This is a genomic window from Cobetia sp. UIB-001 (assembly GCF_044789135.1).
Lineage (GTDB): Bacteria > Pseudomonadota > Gammaproteobacteria > Pseudomonadales > Halomonadaceae > Cobetia > Cobetia amphilecti.
Genome location: NZ_CP058244.1, coordinates 3,761,097 through 3,774,652 on the forward strand (window position 1 = coordinate 3,761,097; position 13,556 = coordinate 3,774,652).

Sequence of the window (13,556 nt, forward strand, 5' to 3'; positions counted from 1 at the left end):
CGCTGCGGGTGCCGCCGGCGGCTGCGAGGCTGAAGTCTCGGGCTTCAAGGATAGCCTGTCAGCGCCATCGTCTGAAGGCATAGCATCTGAAGGCGCAGCATCCGCCCGGGCAGGCTCGACTGACGGGGATGCCGTGGTCTCACTGGCATCAGTCAGACCACGGCTGGCGGCTTTTTTGCCGTGGGCTGCTGGCTCGCCTCGCTTGCCTCGCTCGGCTCCGGGGCCGGAAGCGCAATCAGCGCGTCCGGCGGCACGGCCTGTGGCACGTGCCCCGACATGAACAGCCGCTTGACCGGCCCGAAGCTCTTGCGATGCAGGGCGAGGATGCCATGTTCCTCGATGGCGGCCTGATGCTCGCGGGTCGGGTAGCCCTTGTGACGCGCGAAGCCATAGGCGGGGAAGTGTGAATCCAACGCCGCCATCTGGGCGTCACGATGCACCTTGGCCAGAATCGAGGCTGCGCCGATGGCAGCGTGGCGCAGATCACCCTTCACCACCGCCATGCCGGGAATCTCGTGTCCCGGCAGGCGGTTGCCATCCACCAGCAGGTATTCCGGACGCACGCCCAGTGCATCGATGGCGCGACGCATGGCCAGGTGCGTGGCCTGATAGATGTTCAGCTCATCGATTTCGTCGCTGGTGGCCTCGGCGATCGCCCACGCCCAGGCACGGGCCCGAATCTGCTCGTAGAGGGCCAGGCGCTTCTTCTCGCTGAGCTTCTTGGAGTCCGTGATGCCCTCGATGGGGTCATTCGGGTCCAGAATCACCGCTGCCGCCACCACCGGGCCGACCAGCGGCCCACGCCCGACCTCATCGATACCGGCCAGCAACTGCCCCTGATAGGGAATCACCAGCGGCGGAAAATCATCGGCGGGTTTACGCTTGCGCGCAGAAGGCGTAGTGGCGTGGCTGTCGGCAGAGTCGGTCATGATATCTCGAGGCGTAAGACAACAGGCAGAGCGCCAATGCGATCTGCCTGTCGAGGTGATTCAATCAAGGGTAGCGCAATGTCTGGCGGCGACACGCGGGATCAGCGTCCGGCCAGTTCACCGATGGCGATGGCGGCCGCGGCGCTGGCATCACAGGTCAGTTCACGATGCATGGCGGTGAAACGCTCACGCAGTTCTCGTTGGCGGGCGACGTCACCGGCGGCACGCGACAGCAATGGCGCAAGGCTTTCCTCGATGGACTCCGGCGTGGCGGCGTCCTGGATCAGCTCCGGCACCAGCGTCTCGCGGGCGATCAGATTGGGCAGGGAAATCCACTCGGTCTTGACCATATGCCGCGCGATGCGATGCGTCATCGGCGCCATGCGATAGGCCACCACCATCGGACGATGACAGAGCAGACACTCGAGCGCCGCGGTGCCGGAAGCCAGCAGCACGGCATCGGCGGCGGTCATCGCTTCACGCGATTGGCCATCCACCAGATGGATGCGAGTGCGATCCAGCCCTTCGCGCTCCGCCATCAGGGACTCGAGCTCGGTGCGCCGCAGCGGCGTGGCCGCCGGGATCACCACCTCAAGGCCGGGATAACGCTGACAGAGACGCTCGATGGCGGCCAGGAAGGTCTCGCCGAGAAAGCGGATCTCGTTGGCGCGGGAGCCCGGCAATACCGCCAGCAGCTGCACTTCCGGATCGATCCCCAACTGCCCACGGGCAGCAGCGCGATCATCCTCGAGCGGCAACTCATCGGCCAGCGGATGGCCGACGAAGGTCACCGGCACCTGATGCTCACGATAGAAGGCGGCCTCGAAGGGCAGGAAGGTCAGCATGCGATCGACGGCGCGGCGAATGGTCTTCACGCGCCCCTGACGCCAGGCCCACACGGAGGGGCTGACGTAGTGCGCGGTGGTGATGCCCTGCTTGCGCAGGCGCAGCTCGAGCCCCAGATTGAAGTCCGGGGCATCGATGCCGATCATCACGTCGGGTTGCCACTCAAGGGCGTCGCGCAACAGATGGCGACGCACCTTGATCAGCGCCGGCAGATGCTTGAGCACCTCGACCAGCCCCATCACCGACAGCGTTTCCAGCGGGTAGAGGCTGTCGAAGCCCTCGGCCTGCATGCGCGGGCCGCCGATGCCACGGAACTCGACATCGGGATAGCGCGCCTTGAGCGCGCGCATCAGGCTGGCACCGAGGATGTCACCGGAGAGCTCCCCGGCTACCAGGTAGATGCGCATGCTCAGCGAGTCAGACCGCGAGTGGACGCCTTGAGCGAGGCGATGAAGACATCGCGCTCGGCCAGCGGCGGCTCGGCTTCCAGCTGCTCGAGGGCCTGGGCCAGCGTCAGACCCTGACGGAAGACCGTCTTGTAGGCCGTGTTCAGCGCGGAGATGGTCTCGCGGCTGAAGCCACGACGCTTGAGGCCGACGCTGTTGAGGCCATGCGCTTCCGCCGGATGGCCATTGACCATCACGAAGGCCGCGATGTCCTTGGTGATGATGGAGCCACCACCCGCCATGGCGTGTTCACCGATATGGCAGAACTGATGCACCGCCGACAGGCCGCCCAGAATGACGTGGTTGCCGAGATGGACATGGCCACCCAGCGTCGCCTGATTGGCCATGATGCAGTCGTCACCGATGATGCAGTCATGGCCGACATGCGAGTAGGCCATGAACAGATTGCGACTGCCGATACGCGTGAGGCTGGCATCCTGGACGGTGCCGCGATGCAGGGTCACGCCCTCGCGGATGACGTTGTCATCCCCGATTTCCAGACGCGTCGGCTCACCGGCGTACTTCTTGTCCTGACAGTCCTCGCCCACTGACGCGAACTGGAAGATACGGTTGCGCTCACCGATGACGGTGGTGCCCTTGATGACGACATGCGGCCCCACCACCGTGCCAGCGCCGATCTCGACATCAGCCCCGATCACGCAGAACGGGCCGACCTCGACATCATCGGCCAGGCGGGCGCCGGGATCGACAATGGCAGTAGGATGTATCAAGCGACCTTCCTCTCGGCACAGATGATTTCGGCCTCGCAGACCAGATCGCCGTCGACCTTGGCCTGACAGGCGAATTTCCAGATGCCACGCTTCTCGCGCAGCACGCGGGCGCTGATCTCGAGCTGGTCACCCGGCATCACCGGGCGCTTGAAGCGCACATTGTCGCTTCCGACGAGATAATAGATGTAGCCATCGGCGGGACGTTTGTCGACGGTCTTGAAGCCGAGAATACCCGCCGCCTGAGCCATGGCTTCCACGATCAGAACGCCCGGCATGATCGGGTGCTCCGGGAAGTGACCATTGAAGAACGGCTCATTGATGCTGACGTTCTTGCGCGCGACGATGAACTCGCCAAGGGTCAGGTCCATGACACGATCGATCAGCAGGAAAGGATAGCGGTGCGGGAGATACTCACGGATCTCGTTGACGTCCATAACCATTGGCTTGCAACCTCTGAAATAACGAAATGCCTGCCGCTCGCGGGCAGGCATGTAATGACGGTCCGGACCGCCGTTCGGGCAATGGCGCGCATTATAGCGTCCTTGCGCGTGGCTGGCAGCCGCTCATTGCCCGACAGTGCGCCAAGCAGGTGCGAGACTCTGCTCTGGACAGGTACTACCCGGGCTTGCAGTACTACTTGTCCTTCAAACTCTTCTCGACCTGATTCAAGCGTCGCGCCAACTGATCCAACTGCTTGAAACGTACGGCATTTCTGCGCCACAGGCCGTTGTCCATCGCGCCAGTGCCGGAGGAATAGACGCCCGGCTTGGTGATGGAGTTGGTCACCAGACTCATGCCGGTCACCTGCACGCCATCGGCGATTTCCAGGTGGCCCGCCAGACCCACGCCGCCGCCCATCAGACAGTAGCGACCGACCTTGGTGGAGCCGGCGATGCCGACACAGCCCGCCAGCGCCGAGTGGTCACCGATCTGCACGTTGTGCGCGATCTGGACCTGGGAGTCGATCTTGACGTCATTGCCGATGATGGTGTCGCCGAGCGCGCCACGATCGATGCTGGTGCAGCTGCCGACTTCGACATCATCGCCGATCAGCACGCCGCCGAGCTGGGCGATCTTGTGCCAGCCCTTGCCATCGTGGGCGAAGCCGAAACCATCGGCACCGATCACGCAGCTGCTGTGGAGTACCGCACGCGCCCCGATCACCACGCCATGATAGAGCGTGACATTGGGGTGCAGCAGACAGCTCTCGCCCAGCACGCTGTCAGCCCCGATCACGCAACCCGCGTGAATGCGCGTGTTGTCACCGATGCTGACGCCCGGACCGATCACGACCTGCGGGCCGACCTCGACATTGGCCCCCAGGGTTGCGGTCTCGTCGATGACGGCACTGGCGTGCACGCTCGCCTGAGGCTCGACCGCCAGCGGGTCGAACAGACGCGACAGCTCAGCGTAGGCCAGATACGGATTGTCCAGCACGAGGGCATTGCCCTTGCACTCTTCAAGATGGCTTTCATGCAGCAGCACGGCAGTCGCGGCGGTTTCCCCGAGATACTTGAGGTAGGCGCGATTGGCGAGGAAGGCGATATCGCCGGGCTCAGCATCGACCAGCGTCGACAGGCCGGTGACCCGGACAGCCGGGTCACCGACGAGACGAGCGCCCAGCCGCTGAGCCAGATCCTCGAGAGTGTAAGAGAATTGTCGCTTTTTCATTCTGTCTCTGGGCGCTGAGCGCCTCTGGCTCGCATTCGCGTTGGCATGCTCGGATGCAACACATCCCGCACGCTTGCGCGCGCGGGATGCACTCAGTTGAGCGAGTTGAACACCTGAGTCACTTCATTGGTCAGGTCCATACCGTCCTTGCTGTAGACCGTCGCATTGCGGTCGACCAGCAGCTCGATGCCATGCTTGTCGACGACCTGCTGGATGGCCTTGTCGAGCTTCGGCTTGGACTGCTTGAGGAAGGTCTGCTCCGCCTGTTGCTGCTGCTGCTGGACCTGGCCACGCAGCTGCTGGAACTGGCCGCCCTTCTGGCGCAGCTGCTGCTGCACGGACTGACGCTCGGAGTCGGACATCACGGCGCCGTCCTTCTGCAGCTTGGCCTGCAGGGATTCCAGTTCCTTGGCGAGTGCCTTGGCCTGGTCCTGCTTGCCGGCCAGCTGATTCTTGAGCTGGTTCATGGAAATCTTGGCCGAGTCGGAACTCAACAGCGCCTGGCGCCAGTCGAGGACCGCGACTTCGGTGGCCTGTGCCAGCATCGGAGTCGCCATGGCGGCAAGGCCACCAGCCAGACACAGGGCGCGGGTCAATTTACGCATCACACAAACTCCTTGTAGGCCTGTTGTTCAGTCACTGATGACTCAGCGACCGACGGTGCGAGGACCGGCGACGGAACAGGGACAACGCCGCCGGTGGTCGTGACGAAGGCCGCACCGGCTCAAGCGGGTGCGGCCTCGTACGGCCTTAGAAGGTCTGGCCCAGCGAGAACTGGAAGATCTCGGTGTCATCGTCGTCATCGTCACCGATCGGCTGGGCGACACTGAAGGTCAGCGGGCCCACCGGCGTGATCCACGACAGGCCGATACCGGCACTGTAATTCAGCTCGCCCAGGTCGACGCCGCTTTCACAGCTGCTGGTGTCACTGGAGCTCACGTCGTAGCACGACGTCAGATAGGTGTTACCGGCATCGACGAAGAACGACGGCTGCACCGAGCGCTTGTCCTTGATGAAGGGCATCGGGAAGATCAGGTCCACCCCACCTTCGATCAGGATGTTGCCGCCGATGGTATCGTCGTCACCATCGTTCTGTTCGGTGGTGGACTGCCCCAGGGTATTGGAGCTGTAGCCACGCACGCTACCCAGACCGCCGGCATAGAAGTTCTTGAAGAACGGATAGGTATCGCCGGAGAACGAGTTGGCATAGCCCAGCTCGGTACGGAACTTGAGTGACCAGTCCTGACTCAGCTCGAAGTACTTGGATCCCTTGTAGCGGAGCTTGTAGTAATCCGCATCGGAACCCGGCACCGCCACTTCCAGCGACAGCAGCTGAGAGCTGCCCGCCGTGGGCAGGATGCCACGATTGAGGTTGTTGCGTGACCAGCTGGCCGTCAGCTTGTAGAGGTTGAAGTCTTCGCCTTCATCCTCGATGAACTGCGTGACCTCCGCCGGGCTGTCGTCGAAGTCCTTGACGCGCACGAACTCGTAACCGCCGCCGAAGTTCAGACGTGACAGCTCGTTGATCGGGTAACCGAAGTTGATTCCGCCACCGAAGCTGTCGGTCGCGTAGCTGGCGACGTCGTCATCATCGTCGTAATCCACCTTGCGGTAGAACATGTTGTAGCCGCGCGAGATGCCATCCAGCGTCCAGTACGGGTCGGTATAGCCGAAGCTGACGTTGGTGTAGTCGTCCGACTTCTGGGCGTTGATGTTGACTTCGTTACCGGTGCCCAGGAAGTTCTTCTGCGACAGGCCCACCCCGTAAATGACACCGTCACCCTGGGAGAAACCGACCGACGCCGAGATCGAGCCCGACGGCTGCTCCTCGACGTTGTAGTTGACGTCCAGCTGGTCCGGCTCGCCGGCGACAGGACGCGTGTCGACATCGACCTGCTTGAAGAAGCCGAGGCGCTCAAGCTTCTGCTTGGACTGCTTGATCTTGTCGGTGGAGGCCGGTGCACCTTCCAACTGGGTCATCTCACGACGCAGCACTTCGTCTGCGGTGGTGGTGTTGCCCTTGAAGTTGATGCGACGCACGTAGGCACGCTTGCCGGGGTCGACCGCGAAGGTCAGATCGACGGTGTCGCTCTCTTCGTTGACCTCCGGCACCGCGTTGACCTTGGCGAAGGCGAAGCCGTCGGCACCCAGTGCCTGGCGCAGCGCCTCGCTGGAAGCGGTCACATCACGCTGGGAATAGAGAGCATCCGGGGCGAGCTTGACCAGATCGCGGGCGCGCTCTTCCTTCATCTTCAGGTCACCGGCAAAGCCGATATTGCCGATCTTGTACGGCTTGCCTTCATCGACGTTGATGGTGACGAAGATCTCGGACTTGTCCGGCGAGATGGACACCTGGGTCGAGCGCACCTGGAAGTTGACGTAACCGCGATCGAGATACCAGGACTTGAGGGTCTCGATATCGCCGGTCAGCTTCTCACGCGAGTATTCATCATCGGAGAACCAGCCGAAGAACCAGCTCGGCTTGTCTTCCAGCTCCAGCTGTTCGCGCAGGGTCTCGTCATCGAAGGCATCGTTGCCGACGATGTTGATCTGATGAATCTTGGCGATCGCGCCTTCCTTGACGTCGATGTTGACCTGTACGCGGTTGCGCTCGAGCTCCTCGACGGAGGTCTCGATACGCGCGCTGTAGCGGCCCTGAGCCTGGTAGACACGCTCGAGCTCACGCTGCATCTCTTCCAGCGTGGAGCGCTGCAGAACCTGACCCTCGGCCAGCCCTGCTTCCTTGAGGCCCTTGCGCAGGTCTTCGTCGGGAATCTGCGAGTTGCCGTCAATCTCGATCTTGGAGATCGTCGGACGCTCGACCACATCGATGATCAGGACATCGCCATCACGCTTGAGGCGGATGTCGTCGAACAGGCCCGTATCGAACAGCTGACGCGCTGCCGAGGACAGGTCCTCTTCTTCCACATTCTGATCCGCGGAGACGGGGAAGGCGTTGAAGACGGTGCCCGCAGACACGCGCTGGAGGCCCTCTACCCGGATGTCCGAAATTTTAAAAGATGCGGCCAAGGCGCCCTGACTGGCCCCGAGCAGCGCAGCTGCCAATCCAATGGTCTTGAGTTTCATGCAGTCGCTTCGCTTCTCTGGATTCCGCCCGCTTGGGTGAACAGGCACCTTATACACAACCCCCTGCAACTGACAAGACAGCTACGAGTGAGGATCGGCAATCGGGGCCGAAGTCGTGTGGGCATGATGACGGGAGTTGATCGCATTGACCAGCCCGTGCAATGAATTGACCCCCATGGGCATCGACAGTTCAGATTCGGTTCATCCTGCGGGAGCCATCGAGTGCTGATGGCTCACCGAATCCGTCACCAAAGACGCATGAGATCGAAGTAGATGGCCATCAGCATGAGGGAACCGACCAGCGCCATGCCGATCTTCAGCCCTGCATTCTGGACCTCTTGCGAAAGTGGTTTGCCGCGCACGGCTTCCACCAGATAGAACAGCAGGTGACCGCCATCCAGCACCGGAATCGGCAGCAGGTTGAGGACACCCAGGCTGATGGAGAGATAGGCCATGAAGCCGAGGAAGGCCTCGAGGCCGGAGCGCGCCGTGTCGCCGGCGATACGCGCGATGGTGATCGGGCCAGACAGATTGGACGGTGCGATCAGACCGACCAGCATCTTGCGGATCGAATCCAGCGTCAGCACCGTCATCTCGCCGGTCTTGCCGACGGCCTGGCCGACTGCGTCCAGCGGCCCGAAGCTGAGCTCGCGCTGATACTGCTCGGGCCAGCTGACGTTCTCGACACCGGCGCCGACCTGTCCCACCACACGCCCGTCATCGAGCGAATTGCTGGCGGGGGTCAGTGACAGCGTCTCTTCCTTGCCATCACGCGCCACCAGCACCGACAGCGTCTCGCCCGGCGCACCGCGCACGCGTTCGACGAAATCGATCCAGTCGACCACCAGGGTGCCATCGATACTGACGATGCGGTCACCGGCCTGCAGGCCTGCCGCCTGAGCGGCGCCACCGTCCAGCACACGTCCCAGCACCGCCGGCAGCTGAGGACGCCAGGCCGTGATGCCCAGCGTCACCAGCGGGCGCGGCGGGTCCTGATCGACCAGGAAACGTGTCACGTCGAGGGACTGCTCGCGCGTGGCGCTGGCACCCTCGGCACGTGTGGTGAGCGTCAGGCTGTCATCGCCGATCGCACCGATCAAGCGCAGGTTGACCTCATCCCACGAGGGAGTGGCCTGACCATTGATGGCGACGATCTCGGTCTTCGGCGCAAGGCCGGCGCGGCCAGCCGGCGAGTCCGGCGCCACGGCACCGACCATCGGCACCACCGTGGTGGTACCGGCGACGAACAGCGCCCAGTAGGCGACGATGGCCAGCAGGAAGTTGGCCAGCGGGCCCGCCGAGACGACGGCGATACGCTTCCACACCGACTTGGTATTGAAGGCCAGATGACGCTCGGCCGGATCGACCGGCCCTTCGCGCTCATCCAGCATCTTGACGTAGCCACCCAGCGGGATGGCGGCGACCCCGTACTCGGTGCCGTGGCGATCGGTCCACGACCAGAAGGGTTTGCCGAAGCCGATGGAGAAGCGCAGCACCTTGATGCCGCAACGACGCGCGACCCAGAAATGACCGTACTCATGGATGGTGATCAACACCCCCAACACGACGATCACGGCAAGAATATTCTGGATCACACCCATCACGCGCTCCTGGAGATTGGTGCCCGAGATGGGCAGCCTGCCTTGCCACGCTCACGAAGAAAGTGACAAGACAGTGCAAGATAGGATTTCAGGGCCCGGCGAGGGCCAACTCGGCGGCAGCCAGCTCACGCGCGGCCGCGTCTTCGGCGAGAATCACCTCGAGGCCATCCACCGCCAGTGGCGGACGCGCCTGCATGACGGCCTGCACCACTGCCGGGATACGATCGAAGGCCAGGCGACCCTCGAGGAAGGCGGCCACTGCCACCTCGTTGGCGGCATTCATCACCGCAGGCCAGGTACCCCCCGCCGCGATGGCCTCGCGCGCCAGCCGCAGACACGGGAAGCGCGTCTCGTCGGCGGCACGGAAATCGAGGCGCGCGACCTGAAACAGGTCCAGCGGCTCGACGCCGGCATCGATACGCTCCGGCCACGCCAGCGCATAGGCGATCGGCGTACGCATGTCCGGATTGCCCATCTGGGCCAGCACCGAGCCATCACTGTAGGCCGCCATCGAGTGAATCACGCTCTGGGGATGCACGACCACCTGAATGTCGTCCGGCCCGCAGGCGAACAGCCAGCAGGCCTCGATCAGCTCCAGGCCCTTGTTCATCAGGGTGGCGCTATCGACGGAAATCTTGCGCCCCATCGACCAGTTGGGGTGTGCGCAGGCCTCGTCCGGCGTCACCGTGGCCAGTCGCTCGGCAGGCCATTCGGCATCATCGCGGAACGGGCCGCCGGAGGCGGTCAGCAACAGCTTCTCGACGCCGATCGGCGCCAGGCCATCACGATGCTGGGCCGGCAGGCACTGGAAGATGGCGTTGTGCTCGGAATCGATCGGCAGCAAGGTCGCCCCGTGCTGCTTCACCGCATCCATGAACAGCTGCCCGGCACACACCAGCGCCTCCTTGTTGGCCAGCAGCACGCGCTTGCCGGCCCGCACCGCCGCCAGTGTCGGCAACAGGCCAGCCGCACCGACGATGGCGGCCATCACGCTATCGACTTCAGGCGCCTCGCTGATGTCGACCAGTGCCTGCTCACCATGGCGTACCTCGATGGGCGTGCCCTGATAGCTCTCGACGCCCTTGAGGGCCTCACTGAGCCACGCAGCCGCCTCGCACGAGGCGATCACCGCCACCTGCGGGCGATGCGTCAGGCACAGTTCCAGCAGCGCCTCGTGACGCGTGGCAGCGCTGAGCGCATGCACCCGATAGCGCTCGGGATGGCGCGCGATCACATCCAGGGTGCTGGACCCGATGGAGCCGGTCGCGCCAAGGATGGTGATGCGCTGCAGCGCAGGCGCCTCATGAGAAGTCTCGTGGTTCACGTTCGTGCTCACGCACCACCTCCCAGCACCCACGGCAACAGCAGGGCAAACAGCGGCACCGCCGCGGTCAGGCTGTCGATGCGATCCATCACGCCACCATGTCCGGGCAGCAGATGGCTTGAGTCCTTCATCTGACGCTGGCGCTTGAACATGCTCTCGAGCAGATCACCCAGCACCGAGACGGCCGTCACACCCAGCGTGACCAGCAGCAGCGGCAGCCAGTCGGCCAGCCCCGCCAGCGCATAGCCGGTCGCCAGCAGGCCGGTGGCCACCAGACCACCATAGACGCCCTCCCAGGACTTGCCCGGGCTGACGCGCGGTGCCAGCTTGCGCTTGCCGAAGCGCTTGCCGGAGAAGTAGGCACCGATATCCGCCGCCCACACCATCAGCAGCACATACAGCAGCCACTCACCGCCACTGGCCTTGAGCTGCACGAAGCCGAACCAGGTCGGCAGCAGTGCCAGCACGCCGACGCCCAGCCGCACGCCGGTCGCCTGCCATTCCTGACTGGCGGCCGGATAGCGCATTACCCAGCGCAGATTGACCAGCCATGCCAGTGCCGCCAGATACAGCGGCCAACGCGCGAGAGCGCCATCGAACTGCCAGACCAGCAGCATCAGCACGCTGAGCACCAGCGGGAACAGCAGGCGCGCCATGCCGGCACGCACGCCAGACAGGTTGGACCACTCCCAGGCGGCCAGCGCGACGACAGCGCCGGTGAAGGTGGCGAAGGCGGCACCATCGAGGCCGAACAGCCCCCACAGCGCCAGCGGCGCGAGAATGAGCGCGGTGATGATTCGTTGTCTGAGCACTAGAGCCCCTCGGCGTCGAGTTGTTCGCTGGTCATGCCATAACGACGCTGACGCAGGGCGTAGGCGCTGAGCGCTTCATCGAAGGCCGCCGCATCGAAATCAGGCCACAGCACGGGCGAGAAATAGAACTCGGCATAGGCCAGCTGCCAGATCAGGAAGTTGGAGATACGCTGCTCACCGCTGGTGCGGATACACAGATCCACCTCCGGCAGCTCGCTCAGGCACACTTCCGCCCCGAGACGTGACTCGTCGATGTCCGCGGCCTTGAGTTCGCCGCGCTCGACCTGCTCCGCCAGACGGCGGGCGGCCTCGGCGATATCCCAACGGCCGCCATAGTTGGCGCAGATCACCACGTGCATGCCGCGATTGCCGCGCGTCATGTCTTCGGCGCTCTGGATATGCTTTTGAATCGAATTGGAAAAACGACTGCGCTCGCCGATGACCGAGAGTCGGATATCGTGGCGATGAAGCTTCTTGACCTCGCGCTTGAGCGCCAGCAGAAACAGCTCCATCAGCGCACTGACTTCATTGGCCGGGCGCTTCCAGTTCTCACTGGAGAAGGCAAACAGGGTCAGCACTTCCACGCCCTGCTCGGCAGCGCGACGGATGGTACTGCGGACGGTTTCGGCACCGGCGCGATGGCCGCGTATGCCAGCCCAGCCGCGGGACTTCGCCCAGCGGTTGTTGCCGTCCATGATGATCGCCACATGGCGTGGCGTGGAGGGGGAATTCGGTGACGTCATGGGGTCTCGCTACGAGCACCGGATGCCGCCGGCAAACGCCGGCGGCAGACCCGATCAGACCTGCATCAGGTCGGTTTCCTTGTGCTCCAGAGCACTGTCGACTTCCGCCACATACTTGTCGGTCAGCTTCTGGATCTCGTCTTCTCCGCGACGTGCATCGTCTTCGGAGATGTCCTTGTCCTTGAGCAGGCTCTTGATGTCGCCATTGGCGTCACGACGCACATTGCGGAGCGCCACGCGGGCGTTTTCCGCTTCTGCACGCGCCTGCTTGGTGTAACCGCGACGCGTCTCTTCCGTCAGCATCGGCATCGGGACGCGAATCACGTCACCGGCGGTGGACGGGTTGAGACCCAGGTCAGAAGTCATGATGGCCTTCTCGACCTTCGGCACCATGGGCTTTTCCCACGGCACGACAGTCAGGGTGCGCGCATCTTCGGTGGTGATGTTGGCCACCTGATTCAGCGGTACCTGGCTACCATAGTAATCGACCGTCACGGCATCCAGGATGCTGGGATGCGCACGACCCGTACGGATCTTGCCGAAGGCGGCACCGAGGGACTCGATGGTCTTCTTCATGCGTGATTCGGCGTCTTTCTTGATGTCGTTGATCACAGTCTTACCCTCTATCAATCAGCGTGCCTTCCTTGCCACCCACCACCAGGTTGAGCAGCGCGCCTGCCTTGTTCATGTTGAACACCCGCACCGGCATGTCATGGTCACGTACCAGGCAGATGGCGGTCAAATCCATCACGCCAAGCTTCTGGTCCAGCGCATCATCGTAGCTGAGGCTGTCGTACTTCACGGCATCCGGGAACTTGACCGGGTCCTTGTCGTAGACACCATCCACCTTGGTTGCCTTGATGACGGCATCCGCGTCGATCTCGATACCGCGCAGACAGGCAGCGGAATCGGTAGTGAAGAACGGGTTGCCGGTACCAGCGGAGAAGATGACCACGTCGCCAGACGTCAGATAACGGATGGCGGTACGGCGATCATAATGTTCTACCACGCCACTCATCGGGATGGCAGACATCACGCGTGAACGGATGTTGGAGCGTTCCAGCGCATCACGCAGCGCCAGACCATTCATCACGGTCGCCAGCATGCCCATATGGTCACCGGTCACACGCTCCATGCCGACTTCCTGCAGGGCTGCGCCACGGAACAGGTTGCCGCCACCGATGACGATGCCGACCTGGACGCCGATGCCCACCAGCTGACCGATTTCCAGCGCCATGCGATCCAGCACCTTGGGGTCGATGCCGAAATCGCCATCGCCCATCAGGGCCTCACCGGAAAGCTTGAGCAGTATGCGCTTGTACTTGGCATTGCGTTCAGCGGAAATGGTGGCCATGCGAATCTCTCC

General features: G+C 63.3%; 12 protein-coding genes and 1 pseudogene. All 13 read right to left on the bottom strand.

The window, feature by feature from the left end; translation table 11 throughout:
• Nucleotides 1–284 precede the first annotated feature (284 nt).
• Nucleotides 285–929 (bottom strand): annotated as a pseudogene (gene rnhB, locus HA399_RS15505) (ribonuclease HII); the annotation flags it as partial.
• Nucleotides 930–1,030: 101 nt separating this feature from the next.
• Nucleotides 1,031–2,182, bottom strand: a complete 1,152-nt coding sequence (gene lpxB / locus HA399_RS15510; RefSeq protein ID WP_404325445.1) for a lipid-A-disaccharide synthase — start codon at nt 2,180–2,182, stop codon at nt 1,031–1,033.
• A 2-nt stretch (nt 2,183–2,184) separates the two neighbouring features.
• The gene (gene lpxA, locus HA399_RS15515) at nt 2,185–2,952 is read right to left on the bottom strand and encodes an acyl-ACP--UDP-N-acetylglucosamine O-acyltransferase (protein ID WP_043333008.1); all 768 of its coding nucleotides are present in this window, start codon (nt 2,950–2,952) and stop codon (nt 2,185–2,187) included.
• The gene (gene fabZ, locus HA399_RS15520; RefSeq protein WP_043333010.1) at nt 2,949–3,392 is read right to left on the bottom strand and encodes a 3-hydroxyacyl-ACP dehydratase FabZ; all 444 of its coding nucleotides are present in this window, start codon (nt 3,390–3,392) and stop codon (nt 2,949–2,951) included. The genes lpxA and fabZ overlap by 4 nt, the downstream gene beginning before the upstream one ends.
• A 193-nt stretch (nt 3,393–3,585) precedes the next feature.
• A complete protein-coding gene (gene lpxD, locus HA399_RS15525; protein ID WP_404325446.1) occupies nt 3,586–4,623 on the bottom strand; it encodes a UDP-3-O-(3-hydroxymyristoyl)glucosamine N-acyltransferase in 1,038 nt (345 codons plus the stop codon).
• 92 nt (nt 4,624–4,715) lie between these two features.
• Entirely contained in the window at nt 4,716–5,228 is a 513-nt protein-coding gene (locus HA399_RS15530; protein WP_043333014.1) for an OmpH family outer membrane protein, read from the bottom strand.
• A 145-nt stretch (nt 5,229–5,373) separates the two neighbouring features.
• Entirely contained in the window at nt 5,374–7,710 is a 2,337-nt protein-coding gene (gene bamA / locus HA399_RS15535) for an outer membrane protein assembly factor BamA (protein WP_192839168.1), read from the bottom strand.
• 245 nt (nt 7,711–7,955) lie between these two features.
• Entirely contained in the window at nt 7,956–9,311 is a 1,356-nt protein-coding gene (rseP, locus tag HA399_RS15540) for a sigma E protease regulator RseP (RefSeq protein ID WP_404325447.1), read from the bottom strand.
• A gap of 88 nt (nt 9,312–9,399) precedes the next feature.
• Nucleotides 9,400–10,647 carry a 1-deoxy-D-xylulose-5-phosphate reductoisomerase gene (gene ispC / locus HA399_RS15545; RefSeq protein ID WP_404325448.1) on the bottom strand — a complete coding sequence of 416 codons (1,248 nt, stop codon included), beginning with the start codon at nt 10,645–10,647 and terminating at the stop codon, nt 9,400–9,402.
• Nucleotides 10,644–11,447 carry a phosphatidate cytidylyltransferase gene (locus HA399_RS15550; protein ID WP_054556524.1) on the bottom strand — a complete coding sequence of 268 codons (804 nt, stop codon included), beginning with the start codon at nt 11,445–11,447 and terminating at the stop codon, nt 10,644–10,646. Before HA399_RS15550 ends, ispC begins: the two co-directional genes overlap by 4 nt.
• A complete protein-coding gene (gene uppS / locus HA399_RS15555) occupies nt 11,447–12,190 on the bottom strand; it encodes a polyprenyl diphosphate synthase (protein WP_043333020.1) in 744 nt (247 codons plus the stop codon). The genes HA399_RS15550 and uppS overlap by 1 nt, the downstream gene beginning before the upstream one ends.
• A 54-nt stretch (nt 12,191–12,244) precedes the next feature.
• Nucleotides 12,245–12,802: a ribosome recycling factor gene (gene frr / locus HA399_RS15560; protein WP_043333023.1), complete on the bottom strand. Its 558-nt coding sequence runs from the start codon at nt 12,800–12,802 to the stop codon at nt 12,245–12,247.
• Nucleotides 12,803–12,806: 4 nt separating this feature from the next.
• The gene (pyrH, locus tag HA399_RS15565) at nt 12,807–13,544 is read right to left on the bottom strand and encodes a UMP kinase (protein WP_225347344.1); all 738 of its coding nucleotides are present in this window, start codon (nt 13,542–13,544) and stop codon (nt 12,807–12,809) included.
• Nucleotides 13,545–13,556 lie beyond the last annotated feature (12 nt).

Coding starts and splice junctions, on each gene's coding strand:
- HA399_RS15530 (WP_043333014.1), bottom strand. CDS start 5,228: ATGCGTAAATTGACCCGCGCCCTGTGTCTGGCTGGTGGCCTTGCCGCC.
- pyrH (WP_225347344.1), bottom strand. CDS start 13,544: ATGGCCACCATTTCCGCTGAACGCAATGCCAAGTACAAGCGCATACTG.
- uppS (WP_043333020.1), bottom strand. CDS start 12,190: ATGACGTCACCGAATTCCCCCTCCACGCCACGCCATGTGGCGATCATC.
- fabZ (WP_043333010.1), bottom strand. CDS start 3,392: ATGGTTATGGACGTCAACGAGATCCGTGAGTATCTCCCGCACCGCTAT.
- bamA (WP_192839168.1), bottom strand. CDS start 7,710: ATGAAACTCAAGACCATTGGATTGGCAGCTGCGCTGCTCGGGGCCAGT.
- lpxD (WP_404325446.1), bottom strand. CDS start 4,623: ATGAAAAAGCGACAATTCTCTTACACTCTCGAGGATCTGGCTCAGCGG.
- rseP (WP_404325447.1), bottom strand. CDS start 9,311: ATGGGTGTGATCCAGAATATTCTTGCCGTGATCGTCGTGTTGGGGGTG.
- lpxB (WP_404325445.1), bottom strand. CDS start 2,182: ATGCGCATCTACCTGGTAGCCGGGGAGCTCTCCGGTGACATCCTCGGT.